27 protein-coding genes, 3 tRNA genes and 1 pseudogene are annotated in these 26,165 nt (G+C 68.7%); 13 read left to right on the top strand and 18 right to left on the bottom strand.

Annotated elements, in window-relative coordinates; all coding sequences use genetic code 11:
- Positions 1-25 precede the first annotated feature (25 nt).
- On the bottom strand, positions 26-1,027 hold the full coding sequence (locus tag ABZ470_RS09645; RefSeq protein ID WP_362911030.1) for a 5'-nucleotidase: 1,002 nt from the start codon (positions 1,025-1,027) through the stop codon (positions 26-28).
- Between the two features lie 165 nt (positions 1,028-1,192).
- Here ABZ470_RS09645 and ABZ470_RS09640 point away from each other — a divergent pair, with 165 nt between their 5' ends.
- Positions 1,193-1,654, top strand: a complete 462-nt coding sequence (locus tag ABZ470_RS09640) for an HIT family protein (RefSeq protein ID WP_362911029.1) — start codon at positions 1,193-1,195, stop codon at positions 1,652-1,654.
- A 29-nt stretch (positions 1,655-1,683) separates the two neighbouring features.
- Here ABZ470_RS09640 and ABZ470_RS09635 read toward each other — a convergent pair whose 3' ends face one another.
- Positions 1,684-2,235 (bottom strand): hypothetical protein, encoded by a 552-nt coding sequence (locus tag ABZ470_RS09635; RefSeq protein WP_352013540.1) that lies wholly within the window; start codon positions 2,233-2,235, stop codon positions 1,684-1,686.
- Positions 2,236-2,345: 110 nt separating this feature from the next.
- On the opposite strand from ABZ470_RS09635, the gene ABZ470_RS09630 reads away from it, so the two are divergent.
- Both ABZ470_RS09630 and ABZ470_RS09625 read left to right on the top strand, forming a co-directional pair.
- Positions 2,346-3,509 (top strand): histidine kinase, encoded by a 1,164-nt coding sequence (locus ABZ470_RS09630; protein ID WP_352013541.1) that lies wholly within the window; start codon positions 2,346-2,348, stop codon positions 3,507-3,509.
- Entirely contained in the window at positions 3,509-4,111 is a 603-nt protein-coding gene (locus ABZ470_RS09625) for a response regulator transcription factor (protein WP_362911028.1), read from the top strand. The genes ABZ470_RS09630 and ABZ470_RS09625 overlap by 1 nt, the downstream gene beginning before the upstream one ends.
- A 28-nt stretch (positions 4,112-4,139) precedes the next feature.
- On the opposite strand, the pseudogene ABZ470_RS09620 reads toward ABZ470_RS09625, so the two are convergent.
- Positions 4,140-4,634: pseudogene (locus ABZ470_RS09620) on the bottom strand (phosphotransferase); the annotation flags it as partial.
- A gap of 558 nt (positions 4,635-5,192) precedes the next feature.
- On the opposite strand from ABZ470_RS09620, the gene ABZ470_RS09615 reads away from it, so the two are divergent.
- The gene (locus ABZ470_RS09615) at positions 5,193-5,375 is read left to right on the top strand and encodes a hypothetical protein (RefSeq protein ID WP_362911027.1); all 183 of its coding nucleotides are present in this window, start codon (positions 5,193-5,195) and stop codon (positions 5,373-5,375) included.
- 75 nt (positions 5,376-5,450) lie between these two features.
- On the opposite strand, the gene ABZ470_RS09610 is transcribed toward ABZ470_RS09615, so the two are convergent.
- The 4 genes from ABZ470_RS09610 to ABZ470_RS09595 all read right to left on the bottom strand — a co-directional run bounded on the left by ABZ470_RS09610 (position 5,451) and on the right by ABZ470_RS09595 (position 8,571).
- A complete protein-coding gene (locus ABZ470_RS09610; protein ID WP_362911026.1) occupies positions 5,451-6,365 on the bottom strand; it encodes a hypothetical protein in 915 nt (304 codons plus the stop codon).
- 199 nt (positions 6,366-6,564) lie between these two features.
- Positions 6,565-8,232, bottom strand: coding sequence for a TROVE domain-containing protein (locus ABZ470_RS09605; RefSeq protein ID WP_362911025.1), 1,668 nt, complete (start codon positions 8,230-8,232; stop codon positions 6,565-6,567).
- Between the two features lie 112 nt (positions 8,233-8,344).
- Positions 8,345-8,414, bottom strand: a tRNA-Asp gene (locus tag ABZ470_RS09600).
- Between the two features lie 82 nt (positions 8,415-8,496).
- Positions 8,497-8,571: transfer RNA gene (locus ABZ470_RS09595), tRNA-OTHER, on the bottom strand.
- 631 nt (positions 8,572-9,202) lie between these two features.
- Here ABZ470_RS09595 and ABZ470_RS09590 point away from each other — a divergent pair.
- Positions 9,203-9,424 carry a hypothetical protein gene (locus tag ABZ470_RS09590; RefSeq protein WP_352013546.1) on the top strand — a complete coding sequence of 74 codons (222 nt, stop codon included), beginning with the start codon at positions 9,203-9,205 and terminating at the stop codon, positions 9,422-9,424.
- A gap of 295 nt (positions 9,425-9,719) precedes the next feature.
- A complete protein-coding gene (locus ABZ470_RS09585) occupies positions 9,720-10,346 on the top strand; it encodes a hypothetical protein (protein ID WP_362911024.1) in 627 nt (208 codons plus the stop codon).
- A gap of 519 nt (positions 10,347-10,865) precedes the next feature.
- Here ABZ470_RS09585 and ABZ470_RS09580 read toward each other — a convergent pair.
- Positions 10,866-11,102, bottom strand: a complete 237-nt coding sequence (locus ABZ470_RS09580) for a hypothetical protein (protein WP_362911023.1) — start codon at positions 11,100-11,102, stop codon at positions 10,866-10,868.
- A 563-nt stretch (positions 11,103-11,665) separates the two neighbouring features.
- Here ABZ470_RS09580 and ABZ470_RS09575 point away from each other — a divergent pair.
- Positions 11,666-11,812 (top strand): hypothetical protein, encoded by a 147-nt coding sequence (locus ABZ470_RS09575; protein ID WP_362911022.1) that lies wholly within the window; start codon positions 11,666-11,668, stop codon positions 11,810-11,812.
- Between the two features lie 25 nt (positions 11,813-11,837).
- On the opposite strand, the gene ABZ470_RS09570 is transcribed toward ABZ470_RS09575, so the two are convergent.
- The 5 genes from ABZ470_RS09570 to ABZ470_RS09550 form a co-directional block, all read right to left on the bottom strand.
- Positions 11,838-11,910, bottom strand: a tRNA-Ala gene (locus ABZ470_RS09570).
- Between the two features lie 114 nt (positions 11,911-12,024).
- Positions 12,025-12,765, bottom strand: coding sequence for an HAD-IA family hydrolase (locus ABZ470_RS09565; protein WP_362783694.1), 741 nt, complete (start codon positions 12,763-12,765; stop codon positions 12,025-12,027).
- Positions 12,766-12,794: 29 nt separating this feature from the next.
- A complete protein-coding gene (locus ABZ470_RS09560) occupies positions 12,795-12,914 on the bottom strand; it encodes a DLW-39 family protein (protein ID WP_013130296.1) in 120 nt (39 codons plus the stop codon).
- A 343-nt stretch (positions 12,915-13,257) separates the two neighbouring features.
- A complete protein-coding gene (locus ABZ470_RS09555) occupies positions 13,258-14,973 on the bottom strand; it encodes a pentapeptide repeat-containing protein (protein WP_362911021.1) in 1,716 nt (571 codons plus the stop codon).
- Positions 14,974-15,023: 50 nt separating this feature from the next.
- Positions 15,024-15,308, bottom strand: coding sequence for a GNAT family N-acetyltransferase (locus ABZ470_RS09550; protein WP_352013554.1), 285 nt, complete (start codon positions 15,306-15,308; stop codon positions 15,024-15,026).
- A gap of 201 nt (positions 15,309-15,509) precedes the next feature.
- Here ABZ470_RS09550 and ABZ470_RS09545 point away from each other — a divergent pair, with 201 nt between their 5' ends.
- The 3 genes from ABZ470_RS09545 (at position 15,510) to ABZ470_RS09535 (ending at position 17,509) form a co-directional block, all read left to right on the top strand.
- Positions 15,510-15,881: an STAS domain-containing protein gene (locus tag ABZ470_RS09545; RefSeq protein WP_362911020.1), complete on the top strand. Its 372-nt coding sequence runs from the start codon at positions 15,510-15,512 to the stop codon at positions 15,879-15,881.
- Positions 15,882-15,950: 69 nt separating this feature from the next.
- On the top strand, positions 15,951-16,349 hold the full coding sequence (locus ABZ470_RS09540) for an ATP-binding protein (RefSeq protein ID WP_362783685.1): 399 nt from the start codon (positions 15,951-15,953) through the stop codon (positions 16,347-16,349).
- A gap of 89 nt (positions 16,350-16,438) precedes the next feature.
- Positions 16,439-17,509: a polysaccharide deacetylase family protein gene (locus ABZ470_RS09535; RefSeq protein ID WP_362911019.1), complete on the top strand. Its 1,071-nt coding sequence runs from the start codon at positions 16,439-16,441 to the stop codon at positions 17,507-17,509.
- Here ABZ470_RS09535 and ABZ470_RS09530 read toward each other — a convergent pair.
- From ABZ470_RS09530 to ABZ470_RS09515, 4 genes are all read right to left on the bottom strand, one after another.
- Positions 17,484-17,912 carry an NUDIX domain-containing protein gene (locus tag ABZ470_RS09530; RefSeq protein WP_362911018.1) on the bottom strand — a complete coding sequence of 143 codons (429 nt, stop codon included), beginning with the start codon at positions 17,910-17,912 and terminating at the stop codon, positions 17,484-17,486. The genes ABZ470_RS09535 and ABZ470_RS09530 overlap by 26 nt on opposite strands.
- Positions 17,912-18,610 (bottom strand): HAD family hydrolase, encoded by a 699-nt coding sequence (locus tag ABZ470_RS09525; RefSeq protein ID WP_352013559.1) that lies wholly within the window; start codon positions 18,608-18,610, stop codon positions 17,912-17,914. The genes ABZ470_RS09530 and ABZ470_RS09525 overlap by 1 nt, the downstream gene beginning before the upstream one ends.
- A gap of 80 nt (positions 18,611-18,690) precedes the next feature.
- Positions 18,691-19,794, bottom strand: a complete 1,104-nt coding sequence (locus ABZ470_RS09520) for a ferritin-like domain-containing protein (RefSeq protein WP_352013560.1) — start codon at positions 19,792-19,794, stop codon at positions 18,691-18,693.
- 108 nt (positions 19,795-19,902) lie between these two features.
- Positions 19,903-21,210 (bottom strand): MFS transporter, encoded by a 1,308-nt coding sequence (locus ABZ470_RS09515; protein WP_352013561.1) that lies wholly within the window; start codon positions 21,208-21,210, stop codon positions 19,903-19,905.
- 236 nt (positions 21,211-21,446) lie between these two features.
- On the opposite strand from ABZ470_RS09515, the gene ABZ470_RS09510 reads away from it, so the two are divergent.
- The 3 genes from ABZ470_RS09510 to ABZ470_RS09500 all read left to right on the top strand — a co-directional run bounded on the left by ABZ470_RS09510 (position 21,447) and on the right by ABZ470_RS09500 (position 24,524).
- The gene (locus tag ABZ470_RS09510) at positions 21,447-22,577 is read left to right on the top strand and encodes a M20/M25/M40 family metallo-hydrolase (protein WP_362911017.1); all 1,131 of its coding nucleotides are present in this window, start codon (positions 21,447-21,449) and stop codon (positions 22,575-22,577) included.
- Between the two features lie 92 nt (positions 22,578-22,669).
- Positions 22,670-23,797, top strand: a complete 1,128-nt coding sequence (locus tag ABZ470_RS09505; RefSeq protein WP_362911016.1) for a glutamate--cysteine ligase — start codon at positions 22,670-22,672, stop codon at positions 23,795-23,797.
- A 64-nt stretch (positions 23,798-23,861) separates the two neighbouring features.
- A complete protein-coding gene (locus ABZ470_RS09500) occupies positions 23,862-24,524 on the top strand; it encodes a nitroreductase family protein (RefSeq protein ID WP_362911015.1) in 663 nt (220 codons plus the stop codon).
- Between the two features lie 42 nt (positions 24,525-24,566).
- Here the strand turns inward: ABZ470_RS09500 and ABZ470_RS09495 are convergent, their stop codons facing one another.
- Positions 24,567-26,099: an NAD(P)-binding domain-containing protein gene (locus ABZ470_RS09495; RefSeq protein WP_362911014.1), complete on the bottom strand. Its 1,533-nt coding sequence runs from the start codon at positions 26,097-26,099 to the stop codon at positions 24,567-24,569.
- Positions 26,100-26,165: the final 66 nt, after the last annotated feature.

The following is a 26,165-nucleotide window of genomic DNA, read 5'->3' as shown; positions in this document are numbered from 1 at the left end:
CTCGCCGGGCGAGCGGCCGGGGTGGTCATCGGATGGTGACGCGGTCTCCCTGTGGGGCTCTGACCGGCGAGTTGTTCACGATGTAGGAGGCCAGCGCCCCCCTGTCGTCGGGGCCGCCGTGGTAGACACCGGTGCTGTCCGTCCACTGCGGGAAGCCCTGCCAGCCGCCCATCAGGATGTAGTTGGCCGCGATCTTGATCACCTGGGTGTCGGTCACGGGCACGCCGTTCAGCGTGATCTCGGTGACAGCCCCGTCCTGCACCGTGTAGCGCAGCGAGGACGAGGGGGTCAGCACCCAGCCGGACGGGTTCCGGTAGGCCAGCAGTTCCTTGAGCCGCGCGCCGGTCATCGCGTGCACGTCGATCGCCAGTCCTGCGGGCTGGGTGGCCCACAGCTCCTCGTAGGTGACCGGCCCCTCGTCCAGGTCGGTGTGGAAGCCGTACCTGCTGACGAGGGCGACCTCCGCGCCGGAGACGGCCTGGACCGCGTCGAGGTAGGCGTCGGCGACCAGTTCGACGAGCGGGCCGCCACTCGGCGTCAGCGGGATCTTCTCGGCGGTCGCGCCGAACGTCTCCTCACCACCCGGCGAGGCGCACTCGAAGTAGTGGATGACGTTGGAGGTGAGGCCGTCCGGCTGCCCGATCTCGACCTGCACCGAGGTCTGCTCGGTGTTCTCGTCCCAGTTGAAGGTTCCCAGCACCGTGTGGAAAACCGCGCCGTGGTTGTCGGGGACCTTGAAGCTCCTCCATTTCTCGGCGCCGACGAGGCGGTAGCGCACGAGCTGGAAACCGGCCGGCAGTCCCTCGAAATAACCGTGGATCTTGAAGGTCAACGGGCACTTCGTCGCCGTGGTCCGTTCGAAGGCGATGGTGACCTTCCCCACGGGGTTTCCCGCGAGGGCGTCGGCCTGCTGGGCCGGAGGGGTCTCACCGGAGGTGACCGGCTCCGGGGCCGCCTGCGCCACGGGGGCGAAGACGCCGGACGCCAGGACCACGGCGGCCACCAGCCCCCCGAATCTGCTCGACAATCTCACAAAAGTCCTTTCTCGAAACCCTTCTTTCTCTTGACGGGATGGACGTTAGACAGGTCGACTGACATTTTTTAAAGGGCGACCGGAAAGCATTGTTGCGGCTGGTTCCCACGGGGAGAAAATGATTCGCAACGACCCTTCTCCACCGCCACCATGTGAACCATGAAAGATGACGGCGGACCGGGCTGTGTGTTCTGCGCGATCGTTCGCGGCGAGGCCGAGGCGAGCGTTCCCTACGCGGACGACCGGGTGATGGTGATCATGGACATAGGGCCCGTGACCCCCGGTCACCTCCTCGTCATCCCGCGCGTCCACGCCGTGGGTCTGGAGGACCTCGACGAGGAGACGAGCGCGCACGTGTGGCGGATCGGCCACCGGATGGGCCGGGCCCTGCGGCGCTCCGGTCTGCGATGCGAGGGCGTGAACGTCCTCCTCGCCGACGGGGAGGCGGCGTTCCAGGAGGTCTTCCACTTCCACCTGCACGTCTTCCCGCGTTTCGAGGGAGACGGTTTCCGGATAACCGCCGACTGGGGAACAAGGACACGCGACCTGCTCGACCAGGAGGCGGAGGCGATCCGGTCCGGCCTGACGGAGTTGGATCCGCACGAGAACCTGAGACTCTGACGGTTTCCAGATGTCACGGTTTCCAGATGTCACGGCAGGAAGATCAGGCCCAGGCCGATCAGGACGTCGAACACGCCACACCACTCGGCGTAGGAGCGGGCCACGACCCTGCCACGGCGCAGGTGCGCGAAGTCCCAGACTCCGTGCAGCAGCCATCCGGCCCCCACGATGTACCGGCCGGCCTCCGGGTCGAGGGCCAACCCGGCCAACGCGAGCGCGCCGTACCCGATCATGCCGAGCGCCTGGAGCCTGAACTCGCCGGAGCGGCGTGCGTGCCCGTCGAGCACGCCCCACACCAGTACGGCCAGCGCCAGGGCGAACAGGACGGTGGACGGCGCGACCAGGTTCAGCAGTCGCGACCCGATGACGATCGCCGTGCCGACGCCGAGCAGCGGCCATGACAGCGCGGGGCGGTCCAGCTTGGCGACGACGAGGTAGAGCAGCGGCAGGAGAGGCAGGATCTGCGCGAGGTTCCCGGCCCCACCATCCAGGGTGAGGAACGCCAGGCCGACGGCGACGGCGGTCGGCCAGCGGCCTTTCAGTGCGTCGATCCAGCGTGTGGAGGGCGTCGAGAGGCGCATCGGGAGGCTCCTTCGTGTGGGGCCTCCAGGCTCTTCGACGCGGATGCCTGTCGGTAGCGCCGAAACCACACGTGATCGCATGACATCTGTCATCAGTGGACAATGGCCGTGTGCGTGACGTACCGGTCGATCCAGGGGCGGGACTGACGAACCTCCGTCGCTCCACCTGGTGGAGCCTCATCGGCGTCACCGTGTTCTTCCTGGCCCTCAGCGTCAGGAGCCGGATCATGGACCCGGCGGTACCGGTCGCGGTACGGCTCGCCGCCGTCGCCGCCCTCGCACTGACGGTGACGGCCGTCGCGGTGTCCGTCAGCCGTCGGCTTCCGCGCCTCCCCCACGGGTCTCCATCTGTCACGACCCCGGTGCGGTGGCTGGTGGCCGGTGGCGCGGGCTCCGTGATGTTGGGGGTGATCCTGCTCGCCCTGCAGGACCGCGGGCTCTGGTCGTTCGGCCCGGCCATGATGGTCGCGATCACCGCGACCTTCCTGTCGCCCCGGCGCCGCCGCCTGTTGATCGTCACCGCTGCGGCGGGTGTGGCCGTACTCGGCGGGATCACGGGGCGGGGCTCGGTCTTCGCGGCGGCCTTCCCCGCCGGGCTGATGATCCTCAGCGGCTGGGTCACACTCGGGATGCTGTGGGCGTGGGACGTCGCCGAGCGGCTGAACGCCGCCCGCCGGTTGTCCGCGGAGCTGGCGGTCAAGGACGAACGACTGCGGTTCGCCGCCGAGTTGCACGACATCCAGGGCCACCACCTGCAGGTGATCGCGCTCAAGAGCGAGCTGGCGGCGCGGCTGGCCGAGGCCGACCCCTCGCGTGCGGCCGCGGAGATGCGGGAGGTACGGCGGCTCGCCGCGGACGCGTTGCGCGACACCCGGGCCGTTGTCCAGGGATACCGCCGTGTCACGTTCGAGGAGGAGATCGCGAACGCGACCAGGGTGCTCACCTCGGCCGGTGTCGACGCCCGGACGAAGCTCGACCCCGCCCTTCCTCCCGGCCCGGGACGGCACCTGCTGGGGCTTGTGGTGCGGGAGGCGACCACCAACGTGCTGCGCCACAGCCACGCCCGGTACGCCGAGATCGAATACCGGACCGCCGACGGCCTGGCCCGTCTCACGGTCACCAACGACGGTGTGTCCGAACGGCCCGACGCGGACACGGGTACCGGCCTGCGGTCACTCGCCGAACGGCTGCCGACCGCCGGAGGCGAGCTGACCTGGCGGCACGACGGCGACCGCTTCGTCGTGACGGCCCGCGTGCCCATCGAGGAGATGTGATGATCCGGCTGCTGGTCGCCGATGACGAGGATCTGGTCAGGGGTGCCCTGGTCGCACTACTGGGGCTGGAGGACGACCTGACCGTCATCGCCGAGGCGGCCACTTCCGCCGACGCCGTACGGCTGACGCTTGAGAATCGGCCCGACATCGCCGTGCTGGACCTGGAGATGCCACCGGCCGACGGCCTGCGTGCCGCCGAGGAGATCAGGGCGAACTCCCCTATCAAGATCATTCTGGTGACGCGACACGCCCGCCCCGGGGTACTGCGCCGTGCGCTGTCAGTCGGGGTGAGCGGGTTCGTGCCCAAGACCACCCCCGCGACGAGGCTGGCGGAGATCATCCGGGATGTCGCCGCCGGACGGCGCTACGTCGACCCCGAGATCGCCGCCACGGCCCTGACCGAGGGCGCCTGTCCGCTCAGCGACCGGGAACTCGCGGTACTGCGGGCCTCCCGGACCGGGGCCTCGATAAAGGAGATAGCCGTCCAGGTCCACCTGGCTCCGGGCACCGTGCGCAACTACCTGTCGGCGGCCATGGCCAAGCTCGGCGTCGGCTCCCGCCACGCTGCCGCCCACCGCGCCTGGGAGGAGGGCTGGATCTGAGCCGCGAGCCGTCCTCCCTCGGGCGCGTTCAGGAGAACCTGTTCCTGCGCCAGTCGTCGAGGACCGCCAGCGCCCGGGGCGTCTCCTCGGGGAAGCTCAGCGTCTTGGCGAGCATCCAGAGCGCGGCCTGCAACCGCCGAGCCCGCAGGAACGGCCCAAGCCCCGGATCGTCCGGATCCACCCCATACTCCTGTACGGCCCGCCGCCCCGAGCCGAGCATGCATGCGAGGTCCCAGCCCACCGGACCGAGACAGGCCTCCTCGAAGTCGATCCAGCGCGGCCCGTCAGGGGTCGCCAGGAGGTTCCCCGCGTGCGCGTCTCCGTGAACGGCCTGGACAGGGCCCGGCCGGCGGTGTGATTCGGCGCGCAGCAGATCGAGTTCCTCGCACAACTCGGCGAGCGTCCCCCGGTCCGGGTGATCCCGCGAGTCCAGCAGGTCGAGGAGGAGGACGGTCTCCTCAAGCGCCGGTCCGAGATACGGCAGCTCTCCGGGACAGTCGCGAAGAGCCGTGTGCAGATCCGCCGGCGCCCGGCCGGTCGCGGCCTGCCGAACGTGGTGACCGTGGGAACACGGGCCACGATCGGCGCCGGACGAAGATGCACCCGAACGCTGGAAGAGTCCTTCGACACCACCGGCTCACCGACCCGCACACCGTACTCGGCGGCGACCGCGACAGCGACGGAGACAGGCGTGGCGACGTTCACGGAACCATTGTGTCCCGGCGTTCACGGGGCACCGACGGCCCGGGGTTCTCGGTTCGGAGCCGACTCTCCGGTCATATTTCGAGGCCGTGGCCGCAACCTGCTCCGACAGTGACGTTCACAGACGGCGTCCTGGTCTCGGTACCTCCACGAAAGACCGTGTCATCGGTTTTCCGCGCGACCCGCACAGCATCGCCACGCCGCCGGTGCGCATCCGGGAGTTATCGTCAAAGAAAAGTCGACCACAAAACGGGAACGACGACAGCCGGAGGAGAGCTCGTCGAAGCAGGTTCGGAGAACGAACCAGAAAACGACCTTTCGTGATTCTCGCCTGACCAGAGGAGCCGGAGCGAACACTCTCATGAAAAGACTCAAGGGAATGATCTGGTGGAAGGTCGTCCTGGTCGGCGTGATCGCGCTGCCGACTTATATCGCACTGTCCGTTTCCGACGGCGAGAGGGGCTGGGATCTGCTCGCACGATCCGCCCCCGTGATCGTGATTCTTGTCCTCTCGGTCGTTCTGGCGATCCGCGAGTACCGCGCGGGTCGCCAGAAGGACTAGCCGAAAAGCGCACGAGCCCACGCCCCGCCGTTTCGGCACGATATGGATCGTGGGAACGGTGGACACGTGTTCCGTTCAGTTGGGGACCCTGAACGGGAGCCGGCAGGGAACGAGGTTGGCGCACTTCTCAACCGGTCCCTCAGAGTTGAGTTTCAGCGACTTCTCGCCCCAGCGCGACTGGTTTATCGGCAGGTCACCGAAGTCCACGACCTCGGCCTCCGGAGGGGCGACGACCTTCACCTTCGCGTTCCAGTGGTGGTACCGGGTGTCCACCACGCTGTCGTACGTTCTCGTGACCGTCTTGCCCTTTGGCCTGAATTCCTGTTCGGTTTCCACGTACCGCGTGACCAGGCGGACGGGAAGTCCGTTCCTGTCGACGAACAGTCTGAACGAGATCTTCAGCTTTTCCGGGTTCATGGGGCCCCGCTCGGCGTACAGATCCTCGGTTCTGAGGGTGCCGCGATACTCACCCGAGTGAAAGGAGGTGGCTTTCGAGATCACGAACTTCAGCCTCGCGGGGCTGAGGACGTCAACGCGTTGTTCGCCGCGCTGGCCGTACCACTGCCAGGTCGCGCTCTTGCCGAACCTGATCCAACTCGTTCCTTCGGGCATCGGCCCCCACTCGAAACCCTGGACATAGGTGTAGCGCCCCACATTGACCGCACGGAGGGGGGTCCTCATGGTTTCCAGTTCGTCGGCGCTGAGAGTAGCCTTGTTCTGCGGGGTGATCTTCACCTTCTCGGTGAGGTCGTAACCGACCACTCCGGGCTTCCCGAACGCGATCGTGCCGGTGGTTCGGCTGGTGTAGGTCTCCTTCGACGCCTTGACGGTCGTCCGGCTCGTCTCGGAGACCAAGACGCCCCGTCCGGCCACGAACTGCTTCCTGAGAGCTTGGACCGGCTCTACAGGCGGCGCGGCAAGAGCGGTTCCGGTATCGGTGAGTAAAGCCGCGAACACACCAAGCGCGACGACGACGCTGAGACGCTTCATAACGCTCCTTCGGCTAAAGCAGGCGATGAAGATCGTGCCACCCGTGAATCACATACGGATGTCGGACGATCGCGTCCTCATTCATCGGACGGAATGCCGCCCCGGAGCTTGAAACGACGGGCCGACCTCTTCTGGCGCGACATGGACCGACCGGAGGCCCCGGCCCCCTTGGTCGGTGGGCCGGGGCTCCGGTCCGGTTCTACGCGCGCACGAAGCCGTTGATGACCAGTGGGAGCGACGCGTCCACACCCGCCATGTTCAACACGCCTTCGTCGTCCGGCTCACCGATCGAGTAGCCGGCAGCGGTCATCGCCGCGACCACGACCCGGGCCCGCGGGTTGACGCTGTCTCGGTAGGCGCGCAGCGCCTGCGACGGGTGAGTACGGCCGGCCCACGTCTCGTTGTCGGTGAAGACCACGATGCCATCGGCGTGGAACCGCTCACGCCGCGCCCAGACGAACGGGAGCGACAGGTCGGTGCCGCCGCCCGAGGGGCTCCAGGTGGAGATCTCCCGGAGGTTCGTGCGCGGCGTCACCTTGGAGGGGTGGACATCGGTGTCGACGTCGATGACGTGGACGTCACCGTGCTCGATGCGGGCGAGCATGACAGCCATGGCGCAACCGACCTCGTACGGCGAGCCGACCGGCGACCCGCCGACCCGCACCCCGCCGCCCCAGCTCATCGATCCTGACGAGTCGACGGCGACCAGCAGTCGCTTCCCCGAGGGTGCGACGGCGCCGAAGGCGAGCTCGTACGTCTCCTCCAACGCGTCGGAGACCGCCGGCACCGGCTGCCACACCTGCCGGTCGGCGCGCGGGTTCGGCTGCGCCTGTCCCGAGTTGTAGACGCGGAGTGCGAGCCAGGCGTCCATCGGGTGGATGCGCGCCTTAAGGATCGCGTCACGGTCGGTGAGCCGGGCGACCGCCCGGCCGGTGGCGTCGCCGAGGGGCTTGAGCGCGCCGATCCGGGTCATGCGGGCCAGGTTGCGGATGAGGGCGGTCATGCCGACGGTGTCGATGAGCGCCTCCCACACGGCGGGCTCGCGCAGCATCGCGTCGGGGAGGAACTCCCACGGCACCCGCGCCTCCGTCACGACCCGGACGGCCTGGTCGACTGTGGTGACGGCCTTCGCGGTGAGGAACCGGTCGACCGCCGGCAGCTCGTCACGCGCCTCGTCATCGGTGACGTTTCCGGCGATCCACCCGAACAAGGCCTTCCGCTGCTCGGAGTCAGCGGCAGGGTGGGCGATCCGCAGCACGTCCCGCAGGTCGAACGCCTCACCCTGTGGCGTCTTACGCTGCCGCGCCTTCACCGCCTTGAACGCCACGTGGTCCGGGTCATCCCGCAGGAACCAGGAGCCGAGCGCCGTCCGAAGCGACCGGCCCACCCGCGGCGCCGTACCGCGTGAGGTCGGCTTCCCGCCAAGGTTCTTGTAGTAGCCGAAGAACTGCGCCAGATGGTCCGTCGTCCGGGCGACCTTCGCAAGTGCCGACTTCGCCGCCTGGCGCGTGTCGGCGTCCCCCCGGGCGTAGCAGGCAGCGAGCGCGAACAGCGCCGGGCGCGGCTTCGGAGCGCGCGGCGGGCGAGCCGTTGAAATGTCCGTGAGCAGCCGCACAACGCGCGGTCCGTCCTCGGCGATCGCCTGGAACAACACGCCGGCGTTCTCCGCCGTCAGCTTGTCCTCACCCACGTAGTAGGTGCCGCCCGTCGTGCCGAGGATGAGGAAGTCCTCCAGGCGGGTCCACAGATCCTTGGCGAACACGTAGCCGCCCGCGGCGTTGGGCACCTGGTCGCTGCGTCCGGGGATCGGCTGAGACTGCGGGGTCGTGACCGTCGACACCGCGGCGAGGGGATCACGGGGAGCCATGGGCGTTTCCTTCCGTTCGACCCGCCCAGAGGCGGATATGCGAAAAGGGGAGAGCGGATGTGGGATCTCCGGCCGGCTGTGCCCTACCAAGCTGGGCGATGGGTCAGGCGAGCTGACCCGACAGGACTCGAACCTGCATTCATCATGTGATAACCGACTGGATTCGACCCGCTCTCCCCCCGTTCATCAGTCCTTCCTGCGGCGCGGATGTGGAGAGACCGACCGGCCGTTGAACGTGCTGGGCCGCTGCACCACACCACCCGAAGGCGGCGCCGGGATTCGAACCCGGGTCTCCGCTTTTACAGAGCGATAACCGATCGAGATTCGACCCACGCCACCGGCGGACCGATGAACGATCAGGTCTGGAGCCGTCACGGATATGGGGACGCCCACCGGCCTTTTTGGTGCTCTACCGATTGAGCTACGTGAGTGGAAGCCCACGGCGGGACTCGAACCCGCAACCGCCCCATTAACAGTGGATAACCGACGAGCTTCGACCCGTGCCGGCACCAGACCTGACCAGCTCATCGGGCCGAGAGAAGGCACGGATATGAGGGCGGACACCGGCGGCATCTGATTTGAAGAGATAACCGATGTCCTTCGACCCGCACCGTCTCCAGGCCCGATGAACTGCATGCAACGCTACCGATTCCCGTGACGCGTCACACCTGAATTTCCGGACGAGAGTGACAACCGAGGAAAATGTGATCACATCCCTCCGAGTGGTGTGATCACGCGGCCGTCCGACGACGGCAGGCTCGTGAACGATGGTCGACGTCCTCGCCTGGCGGTTTCTGCCGGGGCCTTCGTACTTCTGCCTCATCCCCCCGGAGGGCGACAAGGACGCCTTCGCGTGTGTGTCAACCGGTAGGCGTTCCTCGATCCGTTGGATGTCAACGGTCACAGACGGCCTTGAACCGCAGAAGCCGGGACGATCAGGCCTCTACACCAACCACCAGGAAGTCAGCCCTTGCGATTGGCGATCATCCCGGAGCCGAGGCCTCCGGCGGAGGCCCGGAAGGCGGCGCGGCAGGTGGTAAAGAACAGCAACGACCACGGCAGTGACCAGGAGGGCGGAAAGCAGCAGGACGCCCAGGAGGATCACCGTGCGGACGGCCTCGTAGCCGACCCAGAGATAGATCTCTCCACTGGAGACTCCAGACAAAGGGGCCTCGACTGCTTCGTCGGGTGACAAAGTCGCTCCTCGCCATATGCGTCATATGCGCCGTAGGTACGGAGTGAGGGTATATCGTCACGCGAGGCGCGTCTTGTGGTCCTGGTGCGTACGGCGGTGTGGCCCCGACTCTGCGAGTTGAACGCCGACACACCGTCGAAGAGTCGCACGGCCGGAGACCTTGCCGTTTTCACATAACCGGGAGCAACCTCATGAGGACTAGCATCCTTTGAGGCCACACGGACTGGTGCGACCAGAAGCTGTTATCGGGCCACACCCGCGTAGCCGTACGAACAACCGACCAAGGACCACGATGTCGATAGCCGAGAGTCTGGCAATCCTTCACCGCGCCGCCGAATCCGGAACGGTCGTCATCACGGCGTCGGAGCCCGCCTCCACCGAAGCCGTCCGCGACCGCGAGACAGGGCTGAAGCCCCATTTCGGAACCATCGAATGGACGGCTCCGCCCAGCTACCGGGCTTTCCTCGCCGAGCACAACACCTTTTCCTGTAAGCGCTGGGACGCCTCATCCGACCGGTACATCGAGTTCGTCGTCGTCGGTGACGATGCCGTCGTCGAGCTGAACTCCGATCTCGTGCACATGCCCGAGCATGCGGACCGCGGCGACGGCCGGTGGCTGTCCACCAACCACCTGGTCGGCTTCGCCCTCGCCGACGCGGACAACGAGGCGGTCTGGTGCTTCGATGTCACCCAGCCGGACGCGGACGGCGAATACCCGGTCTACCACCACCACTACGACGACCAGGAAGGGCGTGCCCGCTACGTTGAGGGCGGGGACTGGGAGGACCCGGCCAACTCCACCCCGGACTTCCCCACGTTCGCCGCCTGGCTGGACGCGATGACCAAAGCGTTCACCGCGCCCGAGCCACCGAGCTGGTTCGAACAGCTGGGCTCTCCGGGCTTCTACCCGGGGCTGTAGGAGACCGTACGGGTAAGGGTTCGATCATGGTCGGCGATTCGGGCGTCCTGCCGAGGTGGCACCAGCACGCCTGTCGCGGAAGTTCATCGCTTCCATCGACTTGGACATACCGGACACGCCACGAAGTTCACCGAGATGACATCAACCACAAGCCAGCGTGCGACAAAGCGAAGCGCCCCCTGAAGCACAAGTTCGGAACGGAACCTTCATCCACCCCGCAACCTGTTACGGATTTTATTCCAGGAGCATTCTTTGCGCGAGTTCGGCGCGTCCTGAAGATCCCGTGAGTGATCGGAGAACTCTTAAAAGCACCCCGGACATTGGCCGAGCTTCGGCTCGTAGTCACTGCGGAGGAAGTCGATTCGCCGTGGCACTACCGGAGAGGGCACCGGGTGAAGCGGCCGACGAAGAGAAGATAACTCAGGCGTCTCCGGAACGGCCGATCGTAAAGGGGTGGAGGCACGGAGAGCCTCCACCCCGAGACTGTCCGTGCTCTCCACTTTCATTGGCTGTGCCGAGCTAGTCGTGGCAGTGCCACGGGCTCACGTCGCAGTCGTCGTGGTCATGCTCGTCGTCCGGCATGAGAGACGTCGGCGGCGTCGGCGTCTGCGAAACCGCTCCTGCGCCGCTTCCCCCACACTGGCTCCACTCGCACTCCGGTGCCTGCGCAGCCGCTGGACCAGCGCTGACCAGGCTTGCCGCACCGACCGAGAAGAACGTGGCCATGATCAGCACGGCCTTGCGCTTCTTGTTCATGCGTTATCTCCTTTCGTCATCCAACACGCGAAAGAAGATCAGGTCGCTCTTGAGAACCGGTTGTGGATCAATGAGAGGTCGCTGCCATCCGACCAAGCAGGCAGAAGGCGGACGTTCGGTACGAGAAACGGGACGGCGCCGAGTGCCGACAACCGTGGCGCGGCTCCCGCAAGGTCGTCAAGACGACCGGACTCGTCGAGACCGAGTGGCCACTCAAGGAAGACGCGCACGGCTGGCGTCTGGTTGTGGCGCATGCGTCCAGGACGCGGATGGCGAAGGCTTCGGAGGCGAGGGATGAGACCTCGGCCGTGGTGGCCCGGAGGAAGGCGCCGGTGTCGTCGGTTTCGGTGAGGTGGCCGCCGATGGCCTTGAGGATCTGCGGGCGCATGTGAAGGACCCCACCCAGAACGGTGACAGGGGCTGGTCTTCGCGGGGCAGGCGACGAGCCGCTGAGAAACGCCGGCTTCAACCGGCGTGTCCGGGCTCAGGCTCCTTCCGGAGATCCGTTCTCGCGATCCGCGGCCGCCCTCCCCGCGAACGCCGGGGCGTCAGTCCAGGAGCTGATGGGACACATAGGCACCCCACGCGGGCTGGTCTACCCCCACTCCACCGACGAGCGACAGCGGAAGGTGACGAGGAAGCTCGACAGCCTCGTCGAGGCCACAAAGGAGCAGGTACGCAACGGGCACAGAGACGAGAAGGTCCGTTGAAGATCACAAATGCCACGAAAGCGAGTGGAGCCTAGGAGATTCGAACTCCTGACATCCTGCTTGCAAAGCAGGCGCTCTGCCAACTGAGCTAAGGCCCCGAGACCAGGTCGCCGACCGGCATGTGGAAGTGCGCTCGCGACCTGCTTCAGGCGTACACGGTAGCAACTGGACGCCCTCCGACGCCACTTGACGCATGACCACCCGGAGAAGGGTCAGCGGGCGGAGGCGCCCACGGGGGTCTCGGCGGGGCGGTCGGTCAGGACCAGGGAGGGCAGGTCCCTGACGGAGTCCAGGATGTGGGTGGCGCCGCCCTTGAGGAGGCGTTCCCTGCTGTGGGCCCCGGTCATGATCCCGGCGACGACCGAGGCTCCTGCGCGCCGTCCGCAGAGCATGTCGTTCTCCGAGTCTCCGGCCACCGCGACCTGGCGGACGTCCTGGACGCGAAGGCGCAGGAGCGCGCTGAGCACCATGTCGGGCATCGGGCGGCCACGGCCGACGTCCTCGGTGCAGAGCACGAGGTCGAACCGGTCGGACCAGCTCAGGTCGGCCAGCACCCGGCTGATCAGGGAGCGGCTGAAGCCGGTGGTCAGGCACACCTTGACGTCGCCGTCGCGGAGTGTGTCCAACGTCTCGACGATGCCGGCCGCCGGGACGAGGCCGGAACGGCCGATGGCGCCCTCGTAGGAGCGCTCGAAGGTCAGATTGGCCGCCTGGGCCTGAGCCTCGTTGTCGGGGAAGATGCCCCGGAAGACGTCCAGTGTGGAGCGGCCCCGGGACCGGTGTACGTGCACCATGGCACGTGCGTACGCGCCGGTCCCGGGCACGATTCCCTGTGTGGCGATCGCCTCGGCGAACGCCCGTTCGACCATGACGACATCGCCGATCGTGGTGCCCGCCAGATCCAGGCAGACGAGCCTGATGGGGAGCGTTCCCCCATCGTGGGCAAGGACCATGAAAGCACCCGAATCGGTAGCCGCGTTGTTCAGTTCTCGCTTCCTGTGGCCTCAGTCCACAGGTCGAGCTCGGCGCGGTCCGCCTGCACCTTGCGCCAGATCAGCAGTCCCCCAAGCGCGACGAGCGCGAGAACGAGCAGCTTCTTCACGGTGTGACCCCACTTCTTGACGGTCTCACCTGCCGGGGTGAGACAACGCCCGGTTCCAACGTTTTCCCTGCAGCCTAGCAAGGGATCGGGCCATGATCCGGTTTGGGCGACAAGCCGAAGCGGCCAATCACCGTCAACCGGGTGATTCTAAACATCACGCCGTACGGCTCGCATCCAAACGGCCGCAATACGCGACGAGTCGGGCCTCATGGCCGTTCCCGCTTCACCATAACCCCCGGAAACCTCTGGCGGCGCACCCACCCGGGGACGATCTTCCCCAAAGCCCGCACGATCAGGAAATATGCGTATTTTTGGGTAGGCGCAGGGGAGGAAAACCGGGAGGTCAGCGCCGTTCCCGCCTTCCGCCGCCCTTGCGACGAGTGCCCCCGGGCCTGGTCAGCGCGTCGCGTCCCCGGTGCACGATGTCCCTGACCGCCTTCAGCCCGGCCTCGTCCCTCGCCGCCGCCAACGCCGCCTTCGCCGCGTCGTAGGCGTCGAGGGCCTCGTGCCAGTCGGCCGCCTCGGCGTCGGTGCCCGCCTGGTCGAGCAGGTCGATCTCCTCGCCCAGCGAGGTCACCTCCTCCTCGACCGCACGCCTGGAGTCCTCGAACCGGGCCCGTTCCCGTACGGCGGCCCGCCTGCGCCGTACGGCTCCCCGGGCCATCCTGGCGGCGAGGGCGGCGGCGGCCAGGCCGAGCAGCCACAGGACGACGACCCAGCCGACCGGCATCTCGCTCGTCGAGCCGGAGAGGTCGGCGTCGTCGACGTTGGCCGTCTCCATGTCGGTGACATCCGCCCCCTGGAAGGACGCGCCCTTGAGGTGGGTGGAGGACAGGTCGGCACCGATGAGGGAGGCGTTCCTGAAGACCGCGTCGAAGTACTGGCCGCTGCTCAGGTCGGCGTGTTCCATCATGGCCCCGGTGAAGTCGGCCCGGTCGCCCTTGGCGCTGCCGAGACGGGCGTCACGCAGGTCGGCGCCCTTGAAGGAGGCGCCCCTGAGGTCGGCGCTGCCGAGGTTGGCCGTGGCCAGGACGGCGGAGCCGAGGTCCGCGCCCGTCAGGTCACCGCTGCCGACGTCGGCGCCGATGAGACGGGCCTGGCGCAGGTCGGCTCCCTTGAGGGAGCGGAGCCTGGCCCCGGACAGCGACGCCTTGCGCAGGATCGCGCGGTCGAGCCGTACGGAACTCAGGTTCAGGCCGTCGAGACGGGCACCGGTCAGGTCGGCGCAGCTGAGGTCGTCGGGGAAGTCGCTGACGCCGGTGAGGTCCCGGCCCGCGTACCGCTGGCCGCTGCCCGGCTCGCAGTTCGCGCCGGGGGCGGGCAGGTCGGTGGGGACGCCCTTGCTGCCCGCCAGGTCGAGGCCGGTGGCGTCACGCAGGTTGGCCTCGGTGACGTCGGCGTCCTGGAAGGTGGCCCCGTCGGCGGCGGTCGAGTACATCTCGGCCTTGGTCAGGTCGGTCCTGTGGAAGACCGTGTCGATCAGGATCGCGTTGTAGAACCTGGCCCCCGCCGCCCTGACGTCGGTGAGGTCGGCCCGGCGCAGGTCCGCGTAGTAGACGCTCGCCTCGCGCAGGTCGGCCCCGGTGAGCCTGGCGCCGTCGAACTGGGCGTTGTACGCCTTGGCCCTGACCATGCGGACCCCGCGGAGGTCGGCCCCCTCCAGGTGGGCGTAGGCGAACATGGCGTCGTCGAGGGTCGCCTCACGCAGGTCGGCGCCGCGGGCGTCGGCGCCGGGCAGGTTCGCCTCGGTGAGGTCGGCCTCCCGCAGGTCGGCGCCCGCCATGCTCACGGTGGACAGGTCGGCCCCCTTGAGGGAGGCTCCCCTGAGGTTCGCCCGGGTGAGGGGGGCGCGCAGCCGTACTCCGTCGAGGGTCGCGCCGTGCAGGTCGGCGCAGGTCAGGTCGGCGGGCAGGGCGGCCGTGGTGAGGTTCCTGCCGGACAGGTCGACGCCGCTGCCCGGCCTGCACGCCGCCTCGGCCGATGCCGGAGGGGCCTGCGTCACGGCCGCCAGGATCACCGTCGGGGTGAGAAGGGTGAGAAGCCGGAGAAAGACCCGCATTTTCCACTCGCTATCTCCCCCGAAACATCAGGATCCTACCGAAAAGCGGGTCAGGCGTCCTTGACGAGGTCGGCGTAGTCGGGATGCCGGTCGATCCACTGCCTGACGAACGGACAGCGCGGCACCACCTGGACGCCCTCGGCGCGGGCGGCGTCCAGGGCCGTGCGGACGAGGGAGCCACCCACCCCCTTGCCACCGAACTCGTCCTCCACCTCGGTGTGGGTGTAGACGATGACGCCGTCACGCCGGACGAACTCCAGCTGTCCCGCGTGCCTTCCGTCGATCAACGCCTCGTAGAGGTCGCCTTCGGGTGAGAGCTTGACGTCGACGTGCACGAGAAGTCCTCCTTCGTCGGGCCGCCGGGCGGCGGCCTACCGATCAGCCTCCACCGGAGGGGATTCATTCCCCCGCGGACCACGGAGCCGTGGCGGCCTGGTAAAAGGCACCCAACAGGATTTCCGGTCAACGGTAAACTGGATGGTCACGGCGTCGGTCGTGTGACGCCTTCCGATCCGACAGCCCGCAAAGGTGGCCCCGTGACCACGGTCGTCCGCGTAACCGTCGTCCCCGGCGACGCCCCCGAGGGGATTCTCCTTCTCGCCCTGGGTGGGGAGCTCGACTACACCAACGCCGAACGGCTGCGGCACGACCTGCACGAGGCCGTCGGCCCCGAGCCGCGTGACCTGGTCGTCGACCTGACGGAGCTGAGCTTCTGCGACTCGTCCGGCCTTCAGGTCCTTCTCGGTGTGCGCGAGCTCGTCCAGGCCCGTGGGCGCCGGATCGCGCTGGCCAATCCGCACCAGCGGCTGAAGCGGATCTTCCACCTGACCGGTCTCGCCGAGGCCTTCGGCGTCCAGCCGACCGTCACACAGGCGGTGGAGATCATGACGAGCCAGACCCCGCTGTAGGACGTAAGTCGGCGGGGACCGGGCAGATGTCTAACGACCACCGGACGGGGCGAGGTCGAGGGGGAAGGCGTGACCGGCGACCAGGAACAGCAGTGGCCGATCGATGAGGATCTCGGCGCCCTGCGGGACTTCCTCCTGCGCAGGGCGGCCCTGGCGGGCCTGCGCGACGACCGCCTCGACGACCTGCTGATCGCCGTCAACGAGGCCGTGATCAACGTGCTCGAACACGGCGGCGGCGAGGGCACGGTGACCGTACGGCACGACGCGGACTGCGTCACCGTCGACATCACCGACACCGTGGGCGCGCTCGGCAGGCGTGACGTCCCGCCCCGGCGTCCCGCCGACGCCGTGCGGGGCTTCGGCCTGTGGCTGATGAGTCAGCTCTGCGACGAGTTCACCATCCGGCGCAACGACGGCCGCTCGCTGGTACGCCTGCGGATGTGCCTGGACACCGTCCCCGCCCGGTAAGCCCTCTCCGAAGCTTTGCCTCGCGTGGAGATCGGCACGCGAATCCCGGGGGGATCACCTGGCCATCGTCTGCGCGCGAGGGGGATGCGATGGGCCGTCTCAGGGTGATCGGCGTCGTTGTGGTGGCCGTGGCGACGGGAGCCGCGCTCGCCGGGTGCTCGGGACAGGACAAGGCGGAGAAGGACCCCGCGGCGATCGCCGCCGCGGCGAAGGCCTCGGCGTCCGCGGTCGCGGCCAAGAAGGCGGCCCAGCTCAAGTCCAGGGCGGTGACGGCGGCCCAGGTCCGCGCCAACGAACTGGGGCAGATCCCGGTCCTGATGTACCACCGGGTGGTGGACAAGCCCGGCACCCAGGACGACCGCACCCCGAAGCAGTTCCGCACCGAGCTGGAACGGCTGGCCAAGGAGGGCTACGTCCCGGTGACGGCCGCCGAGTACGTCACCGGGCGCATGGACATCCCGGCCGGCAAGCACCCGGTCGTGCTCACCTTCGACGACTCCTCTCCCTCCCAGCTCTCACTGGACGGGATGGGCGTCCCCAAGCCCGGGACGGCCGTGGCCATCCTTGAGGACGTCGCCAAGCGGAACCCGGGCTTCCGGCCGGTCGCCACCATGTACGTGACGCGCGACATGTTCGGCAAGGCGACGCCCGAGGAGGGCACCGAGATGCTGACGTGGCTGCACGACAAGGGGTTCGACATCGGCAACCACACCCGGGACCACAAGAACCTGCGGGGTAAGCCCGAGGACCAGGTCACCGCCGAGATCGCCGCGGGTCACAAGCTCATCACCGACCTGATCCCCGCCAAGCCCGTCACGCTCGCCCTGCCGTACGGCAACCAGCCGAGCACCAAGTCGTGGGGGCTCAAAGGGACCTCCGGAGGCGTCTCCTACGACTACGGCGGGGTGTTCCTGGCCGGGTACACCCCCGCGGAGTCGCCCTTCAGCAAGAAGTTCGACCCGCAGGGCATCCCGAGGATCCGTTCGATGGACAAGACCGGTGACTGCGCGAAGTTCTGCTCGACCGCCTGGCTCGACTGGCTGCAGGCCCACCCGGACGAGCGCTACACCTCCGACGGCGACGTGAACACGGTCGCCTTCCCGAAGTTCAAGTCGCCCTTCGCGCTCAAGCGCTTCAGCGACCGAATCCTGGCCTACTGAACAGGGCGAGGGTCTCCGGCAACTGCGAGTGGCGGGGTTCCGGCAGTTCGCCGGGGTCGAACCAGCCGAGCCGGTCGAACTTGTGCGGCTCGCCGATCGCGACCTCGGCGGGGTCGACTCTGACCGCGAAGACGACCGCGACCCAGTGGGAGTCGGGTACGGCGCGCACGACGTTGCGGACGCCGATCGTCTCGATGTCGAGCGCTTCCGCCGAGTACTCCTCGCGGACCTCGCGGGCGACGGCCGTCTCGAACGACTCGCCGTATTCGAGGGCCCCGGCGCCGCAGTCCCAGGTGCCGGGTTCGTCCCGCGCGCCCGCGCCGCGCCGGGCGAGCAGCACCCGGCCCGCGCCGTCGTGGCAGACGAAGACACACGAGACGGATGGCGTACGGTTCCCCTCCATCAGAAGTGGTCCAGTAGCTCGGGGAACGCCCGCAGGGTGAGCACTCCCCGGTCGCCGGGGTCGAGGGTGGCCTGTTCGAGCACCCAGGTGTGGGCGTTGGGGATGAGGACGGCGTTCATTCCGGCCTGCCGGGCGGGGATGATGTCCGACTTCGGGGAGTTCCCGATCATCCAGGTGCTCGCGGGTGTCAGCGCGTGCTCCTCGGCCAGCCGTAGGTAGGCGGTGATGTCCTTCTCCGCGACGATGTGGATGCCGTCGAAGTGGTGCGCCAGCTGGGAGGCGTCCAGTTTGCGGCGCTGTTCCGCCTGGTCGCCCTTGGTCAGCAGGAGCAGCCGGTGCCGGGTGCCGAGGTCGAGGAGCGTCTCGGCGACGCCGGGGACCAGCTCGACGCGGTGCTCGACGAGCGCGACCGCCAGCTCGTCGATCCGGCGCCGTTCCCGCTCGGTCGTGGGCCGCTCGTTGAGCCGCTCGAAGCAGTCGCGGAGGCTGCGCAGGAACACCTTGCTGCCGTAGCCGTGGACCGCCGTGTTGGCCTTCTCGATGTCGTTGAGGACGGCGCGGAGTTCGGCCCTGTCGAGGGTCGGATGCTCAAGCCAGTCGAGGAAGTCGTCGATGACCCGCTCGAACAGGACGTTGTTCTCCCAGAGCGTGTCGTCGGCGTCGAAGATGAGCACCCTGCCGGTTGACCGCGGTGGCACGACTCTCCCTTGCTCGGATTTCCGCATGCCGTACAAGAGGTACAGGGCACCCGGAGCAGCGGCAAAGGGTTTTCCCGCCGTCAGGACGCGGCTTCGGCGATGACCTCGTCCACTTCCCGGCGGCGCGCCGCCTCCTCGGCAGCGAAGCGCTCGACCTCGATCCGCTCGGCGATCTCCTCGTCCTGCCGCATGAGGGCGTCGAGGTCGCCCCTGGACATCTCCAGGACGCCCATGTCGTCGTAGGCCTGGCGGATGCGCTCACTCCACAGGCCGATGTCCTTCACGCACGGGACGATCCGGCTGAACAGCAGGCTCTGGAACATCCGGATGTACGGCGAGTCCCTGAGCATCTCCTGGGCCTCGGCGCGGGGGATGCCGAAGTTCTCCCAGATCTCGACGCCGCGCAGCCGGTCGCGCATGAGGTAGCAGCCCTCGATGACGAAGTCCTCGCGTTCGCGCAGCTCGGCCGCCGACAGCTGCGCGTAGTAGTCGCGCAGCGCCAGGCGGCCGAAGGCGACGTGCCTGGCCTCGTCCTGCATGACGTAGGCGAGGATCTGCTTGGGCAGCGGCTTGGTGCTGGCGTCGCGGATCACGCCGAAGGCGGCCAGCGCCAGACCCTCGATGAGGACCTGCATGCCCAGGTAGGGCATGTCCCAGCGGGAGTCGCCGAGCGTCTCGCCCAGCAGGTCCTGGAGTTTGCCGTTGATCGGGTAGACCAGCCCGAGCTTCTCGTGCAGGAAGCGGGAGAAGATCTCCACATGCCGGGCCTCGTCCATGGTCTGGGTGGCCGAGTAGAGCTTGGCGTCCAGGTCGGGGACGGTCTCGACGATCCTGGCGCCGGTGATCATGGCTCCCTGCTCACCGTGCAGGAACTGGGAGAACTGCCAGGCGGCGGCGTGGTGGCGCACCCGCTTCCGCTCCCGCTCGTCCATCTTCTCCCAGTGCCTGGTGCCGAAGATGGCCAGCGACTGGTCGGGCATGCCGAGCGCGTCGTACGGATCGACCTCGATGTCCCAGTCGATGCGTTTGACCGAATCCCACTGCTTGTCCTTTCCCTTCTGGTACAGGGCAAGCAGTTTCTCCCTGTTCTCGTCGTACTCCCAGGTGAAGCGGGCGTCGCCGGTCATCGGCACATCCCAGGTCGCCTCGCCTACGGGGGTCGTGTAGAACCGGCCGGTCGACACGGTGATCACCTCCATGGCACGCGGACGTACGCCGTAGGAACGGTTTCACGCGCTCCCTGGGGTGTCAACGGCGGGGCCGTAAGTCCGCAACCAGGGAGAACCCGGTTCTCACACCGCCTCGACCGCCGCCGGGGCCTCCGTTTCCTGGGCGGGGGCGCGCAGCCCGCGCACCCCGGGGAAGAGCAGCGCGGCGAGCGAGGCCAGCAGGATGAGGGCGGCGCAGCCGAGCAGCGCGGGCCTCGGCCCGACCAGGATCGCCGCGGGCCCGGCCAGCATCAGGCCGATGGGGCCGAACATGAGGGACCCGAGGGCGTCGTAGGAGCTGACCCGCGACAGCGCCTCCGGCGGGATCTCACGCTGCATGGTGGTGTTCCACAGCACGCCGAAGACGTCGAAGCACACACCCATCACGACCGCACCGAGGACGACCGTCCACAGCGGCGCCGAGATCCCGAGCAGCAGGTACGGCAGCGCGGTCGGCAGTGTCATGAGTGTGGCGATCAGGATAGGACGGCTGGGCCGTAGCCGCAGGGTGACGACGATGCCGCCGAGCATGCCGACCGCCTCGCCCGCCAGGACGGCCGACCAGGCCGCCGCCCCACCCATCTGTTCCTTGGCGACCAGCGGCCCGAGCACGCCGTGCGCGGCCTGCATGGCCAGCACCAGCAGGGAGAACTGTGCGACCACGACCCACAGCCACTGCCGTGAGATGAACTCGCGCCAGCCGCCGCGCAGGTCGGTGAAGACGGAGCGCACGCCGTCGAGGAGCGACGTCCTGGCGGGCCGTACGGTCTCGGCTTCGTCCGAGGCCCGGGCGGCGGCGGTCTTGAGGCGCAGGGCGGCCACGAGCACGGCGGCCAGGGAGAACATCAGGCCGCTGACGACCAGTGCCCAGCCCGCGCCGATCAGGACGACCGTCATGCCGCCCATGACGAGACCGGCGACCCGGGAGATGTTGGTACCCAGCCCCAGCAGGGCGTTGGCGGTCTGCAGGCGGTCGGCCTCGACGACGTCGGGGACGATGCCGGTCAGGGCGGGGAAGAGGATGGCCGTGGAGACGCCGCTGACGGCCGCCGCCGTCGCCAGGGCGGGCAGCGGGGTCCAGCCGGTGAGCATCATGCCGGCGAGGCTGAGGAAGGCCGCCGCGTTGAGCGTCTCGGCGGTCATCATCACCCGGTCGCGGGGCAGCCTGTCGGCGATCACACCGCCGACGAGCATGAACACCACCATGGGCAGCGACTCGGCGGTGAGGACGACCGACAGGGTCCCGGCTGTCGCGCCGGGCAGGGCCAGGACGCCGAAGGCGAGGGCCACGGGGGCGAAGGAGGTGCCGAGCACCGAGATGGTTCTGGCGACGAGCAGAAGAGAGAAGTCCCGATCCCGGAGCATGCCGAGATCACTCCGGTAGCTGTGCACGTGCCGTCCCCTTAGACCCCAAACCAGAAAGAGAACCCATTCTTCCGGTTCCCGGGTCATATGTCGCATGAATTTTGCCCCCTGTCCAGGAGCCAGGCAACGCAGAAGAAGCCCCAAAAGACGAAATATCCGACAATTGACTGACAGTCAGCACCTCATGTCATCCTCGCGACCACGGCGGCTCCGCAGGACCTCGCGCCCGCCTGACGGCCGGGGACCGCTGCCGAAGGAGTCCGATGAGACCGCTGAGCGTCATGCGATGGGCGGCGCACGAGGACGGCGCGAAGATGATCGACCGGCTGGGGGAGCTGGTCTCGTGCGAGTCGCCCCCCGGTTCCCTCCCCCACCTGCGGGCCTGCGCCGACCTGGTCGCCGGCTGGGGCGAGGCCGTACTCGACAGACCGGCGCGGCGGGTCGTCAGGGACGGACTGCCCCACCTGCTCTGGGCCGCGCGGGACCAGCGGGTGCTGCTGCTCGGGCACTTCGACACGGTGTGGCCCGCGGGAACGATCAGGCAGTGGCCCTTCACCGTGGACGGCGACCGCGCGACGGGGCCGGGGGCCTACGACATGAAGGCGGGCATCGTGCAGATGTTCACCGCCCTCGGCCTGCTCGCGGACACCTCACGGGTCGGGGTGCTGCTCACCTGCGACGAGGAGAGCGGCTCCGTCACCTCCCGCGAGCTGATCGAACGCCAGGCCCTGCGCTCGGGGGCGGTGCTCGTCTGCGAGGCCAGTGACCCGGCGGGCGCGCTGAAGGTCGCGCGCAAGGGCGGCTCCCTCTACCGGCTCACCGCCGTCGGCAGGGCGGCGCACGCGGGCGTCGAACCCCAGCGGGGCGTCAACGCCACCGTCGAGGTCGCCCACCAGGTCCTCACCGTGCAGGCGTTCGCCTCCCCGGCGGAGGAGACCAGCGTGACCCCGACGGTGCTGACCGGCGGCACCACGACGAACACCGTCCCGGAGACCGCGACCCTCTGCGTCGACGTCCGCGCCTGGACCAGGGACGAGCTCGAACGGGTCGACCTGGAGATCCGCAGGATGACCGCGCGGCTGCCCGGGGCCGTGCTGTCCGTCGGCGGCGGGATCAACCGCCACCCGCTGACCCCGGAGGTCGCGCTGCCGCTGCTCGCGGTGGCGCAGGCCGCGGCCAAGGACATCGGCCTGCCGCCGCCGGACGGCGCGCACGTGCCCGGCGCCTCCGACGCCAACTTCACCGGCGCGCTCGGCGTGCCGACGCTGGACGGGCTCGGCGCGGTCGGCGGCGGCGCGCACGCGCGGGGGGAGTACGTCGACGTACGGGCGATGCCCGACCGCGCGGCGCTGCTGGCCGCACTCGTCGCGAGGCTTCTGACGACGCCTTCCTGACGAAGGCCCCACATCGGACGGTCGCCCCCCATACGCTGTGATCGGCCGCGCTCCCGCGCGTCCGGGGCTACCGCGAAAGTGGGCGCGACACGATGAACAGGGACAGCCGGCGGATCGGGGTCGAGGAGGAGTTCCTGGTCGTCGATCCGGTCACCAGGTGCGCGGTGCCCCAGGCGGAGGCGGTGCTGCGCCGGGCGGCCGACCGGCTCGGACCCCAGGTGGGCGGGGAGATCACCAAGCTCCAGGTCGAGTCACGGACGCTGCCCTGCCGTACGGTCACCGACCTGTACGGCCAGCTCGCACGGGGCCGGGCGGAGCTGGACGCCTCGGCGGCCGAGGAGGGGCTGCGGATCATGGCCAGCGGCACCCCGGTGCTGGGCGACGTCGTCCCCTCGCCGATGACCGAGGGGCCCCGGCAGGACCTGGGCAACGCGACCTTCAGGGGTCTGCACGACGAGCTGAGCATCTGCGCCCTGCACGTCCACGTCGAGCTGCCGGAACGCGACCGGGCAGTGCTCGCGGGCAACCACCTGCGGCCCCACCTGCCCACGTTGATCGCGCTCACCGCGAACTCGCCGTACTGGTCGCGGCGCGACACCGGCTACGCGAGCTGGCGCACGCTGGTGTGGAACCGCTGGCCGGTCGCGGGGCCTCCGCCGTACTTCACCTCGGCCGACCACTACGACTCCCACATCGCCATGCTCCAGGAGGCCGGGGCCCTGGTCGACGTGGGCACGGTCTTCTGGGACATCAGGCCCTCGGCGCACCAGCCGACGCTTGAGATCAGGGCCGCCGACGTGCCGACCACCGCCGAGGAGTCGGCGATGGTCGCCGCCCTGGTCAGAGGCCTGGTGACGACCTCGCTCGCACTGGTCGACCGGGGGGACCCGGGGCCGGTCGTCTCAGCCGACCTGATGCGGGTCGCCTACTGGCGGGCCGCCCGCGACGGGCTCGGCGGGTACGGCGTCGACGTGCGCACCGGCCGTCCCGTGCCCGCCGCCGAGCTGGCCGTACGGATGCTCGACGCCGCGGCTGCCGGGCTTGAGGAGCACGGGGACCTCGACCTGGTCACCGGCTGGCTGAAGCGCCTGACCGGGGAGGGCGACGGGGCCACCCGCCAGCGCCGCGCCGCCGAGGAAGGCGGGCTCGCCGGGGTCGTCGACCACCTCATCACCTGTACGGCCCCGCCCGCCCTCCAGGAGGAGAGCACGTCCGCGTAACGACATCCCGGTCCGCCCGGTCCACCCTTGAGGGGAGGCAGGACGGACTGGGAGGCGTTTTCCGTTGACCGAGACCGCAGAGCACCCGACGATTCCCCTGGACACCAGCCGTAGGCCGCCTTCGGCCATGGCCCACGACGCCAGGGCGTTCGCCGACACGATGACCGCCCGCAGATCGGTGCGGGAGTTCGCACCCGACCCGGTGCCCGAAGGGGTGATCGAGGCGGCCGTACGGGCGGCGGCGAGCGCGCCGAGCGGCGCCAACCTGCAGCCGTGGCGATTCGTCGTCGTGACGGACCCCGAGCGCAGGCGACGGCTGCGTGCGGCCGCCGAGGCCGAGGAACGGGAGTTCTACGCGCACCGGGCCTCCGCCGAGTGGCTCGACATGATCGCCCCGATCGGCACCGACTGGCACAAGCCGTTCCTGGAGATCGCCCCGGTGGTGATCGTGATCTTCGAGGTGCACCAGGGGCCGCGTACCCCCAAGCCCTACTACGTCAAGGAGTCGGTCGGCATCGCGGTCGGTCTGCTGATCGCGGCGCTGCACCACGCGGGGCTGGCCACGCTGGTCCACACGCCAAGCCCGATGCGCTTCCTCAACGAGGTGTGCGACCGGCCCCCTGAGGAGCGTCCCTACCTGGTGATGCCGGTCGGCTACCCGGCGGCGGGCGTCCGGGTGCCCGACCTGACCCGCAAGCCGCTGGAGGAGGTGATGATCCGCTGCTGAGGCCGTTCCTCCGAGCGGATCATGCCGGGATCGCCCGGCTGCTCAGGTGAGGTTCTCCTCGAAGAAGGCCAGCAGCGGTTCCACGTGCCGTTCCGGACGGCGCCAGTCGGCCAGCAGGTCTTCGAGCAGGTGCCGTTCGGCCACCTGCTCGGTGCCCCGGTGGCGCCGTACGACCGGGTGGATGAACGCGCTCTCCCGCGCCCGGCCGGGTTCGGGGTGCCGTTCGATGGCGAAGACGTCGCCGTAGTCCTCACGCCCCCAGCGCAGCGTGACCGTGTAGTAGTGGGGCTCGTCCCCGAACCGGGAGAGCGCGTAGTCCTCCGGCAGGTCCGTGTAGTGCCTGACCAGCCCGCTCGCCTCGTCGAGCACCAGCACGTCGCACAGGTACTCGAACTGGGTCCACAGCGCCGAACTCCAGTTCACCCGGTCGAGCACCAGCGCCATCAGCTTCTGCGGGTCGGCGGGAACCGTGTCGTACGGCAGCGCCACCCCCTCGTAGCGTTCGCGCAGCAGGGCGGTGAGCGTGCGCAGGTTGTAACGGAAGCCGTCGATGAAGGCCGAGGACGCCCGGCGGAAGTCACGTGCCTGGGCGATGGTGCCCGCGAAGTAGAGGTCGTCGACGTTGGACGAACGCCAGTCCGGGTGCAGCGAGGGGAGCCTGTCGTCGCGTTCGGTCTCCGGACGGCAGGACGGGTCGAAGATCGAGGTGTCCATCCTGAAGCCGGTGCACCGGATGACCGCGTCGTATTCGAGCACGGCCTGTTCCCCGTCGGCGTGGGAGTAGGTGATGCGAACCTCGTAGTGCTCCCCGGTCCAGGAGATCTCGTCGATCACGCAGTCGAGCACCGAGTGCAGCGTCTTGAACTGGTAGCTGTCCAGGATCGCCCCGTACTGACCTCGTACGTCACCGGGGTGTTTGGTGTTCCACGCCAGGCGCAGCGGTCTGCGGCTGGCCAGGTGCACCATCGCCGCGTGGCCGAGGATGGCGTTGGCGGTCTCGAACGCCGAGTTGCCCTTGCCGACGACGAGCACCCGCTTGCCCGCGTACGCCGCCGGGTCGGTGTCCATCTCCTCGTAGCCGACCGCGTGCTCGATGCCCCTGATCTCCGGCACGTACGGCGCGCCCCACCCGGTGGCCACGACGACACACCGGCAGCGCAGCACGTCGTCCCCGGTGCGCACGAGGAAGCCGTCACCGGAGCGCTCGATCCGGCTCACGGCGGTGCCGTACCGGACGGCGAGGCCGTGCAGGCTCTGGAAGTCGGACAGGTAGCGCACCAGGTCGTCGGCCGCGGGGAGGTACTCGGCGCTGTAGTCGGGGAACAGCAGTCCGGGGGAGTCGTTGAGCAGCGAGTTCCAGTCCCAGCGCAGCCTGATCTCCGGGTCGGTGCTCGTGGTGTGCACCTTGTTGAGGGAGATCAGCCTGCGGTGGCGGGGGTAGGTGCGGAAGAAGCTCGCGGGGGCGTCCGCGCGTTCCAGCGTCACGTAGTCGGCGCCCGCCTGCTGCAGGAAGTAGCTCAGCTGGAGACCCGCGGGCCCCGCTCCGACGATGACGTACTGGTGCGCTTCACTCATGGGTGACATGGCCTCCGCTCGTGACCCCTTTTGACCATGGGGGACCCCCAGAAGGCTGTCAATGAC

The sequence above is a fragment of the Streptosporangium sp. NPDC020072 genome, from assembly GCF_040631445.1.
GTDB lineage: Bacteria > Actinomycetota > Actinomycetes > Streptosporangiales > Streptosporangiaceae > Streptosporangium.
The sequence above is the reverse complement of the archived record's forward strand: the minus strand, read 5'-3'. Positions and strand labels throughout refer to the sequence as shown.

Coding starts and splice junctions, on each gene's coding strand:
- ABZ470_RS09615 (WP_362911027.1), top strand. CDS start 5,193: ATGATCTGGTGGAAGGTCGTCCTGGTCGGCGTGATCGCGCTGCCGACT.
- ABZ470_RS09510 (WP_362911017.1), top strand. CDS start 21,447: ATGAGACCGCTGAGCGTCATGCGATGGGCGGCGCACGAGGACGGCGCG.
- ABZ470_RS09580 (WP_362911023.1), bottom strand. CDS start 11,102: ATGAACAAGAAGCGCAAGGCCGTGCTGATCATGGCCACGTTCTTCTCG.
- ABZ470_RS09575 (WP_362911022.1), top strand. CDS start 11,666: ATGGGACACATAGGCACCCCACGCGGGCTGGTCTACCCCCACTCCACC.
- ABZ470_RS09635 (WP_352013540.1), bottom strand. CDS start 2,235: ATGCGCCTCTCGACGCCCTCCACACGCTGGATCGACGCACTGAAAGGC.
- ABZ470_RS09495 (WP_362911014.1), bottom strand. CDS start 26,099: ATGAGTGAAGCGCACCAGTACGTCATCGTCGGAGCGGGGCCCGCGGGT.
- ABZ470_RS09640 (WP_362911029.1), top strand. CDS start 1,193: ATGAAAGATGACGGCGGACCGGGCTGTGTGTTCTGCGCGATCGTTCGC.
- ABZ470_RS09585 (WP_362911024.1), top strand. CDS start 9,720: ATGTCGATAGCCGAGAGTCTGGCAATCCTTCACCGCGCCGCCGAATCC.
- ABZ470_RS09505 (WP_362911016.1), top strand. CDS start 22,670: ATGAACAGGGACAGCCGGCGGATCGGGGTCGAGGAGGAGTTCCTGGTC.
- ABZ470_RS09565 (WP_362783694.1), bottom strand. CDS start 12,765: ATGGTCCTTGCCCACGATGGGGGAACGCTCCCCATCAGGCTCGTCTGC.
- ABZ470_RS09535 (WP_362911019.1), top strand. CDS start 16,439: ATGGGCCGTCTCAGGGTGATCGGCGTCGTTGTGGTGGCCGTGGCGACG.
- ABZ470_RS09610 (WP_362911026.1), bottom strand. CDS start 6,365: ATGAAGCGTCTCAGCGTCGTCGTCGCGCTTGGTGTGTTCGCGGCTTTA.
- ABZ470_RS09555 (WP_362911021.1), bottom strand. CDS start 14,973: ATGCGGGTCTTTCTCCGGCTTCTCACCCTTCTCACCCCGACGGTGATC.
- ABZ470_RS09530 (WP_362911018.1), bottom strand. CDS start 17,912: ATGGAGGGGAACCGTACGCCATCCGTCTCGTGTGTCTTCGTCTGCCAC.
- ABZ470_RS09625 (WP_362911028.1), top strand. CDS start 3,509: ATGATCCGGCTGCTGGTCGCCGATGACGAGGATCTGGTCAGGGGTGCC.
- ABZ470_RS09605 (WP_362911025.1), bottom strand. CDS start 8,232: ATGGCTCCCCGTGATCCCCTCGCCGCGGTGTCGACGGTCACGACCCCG.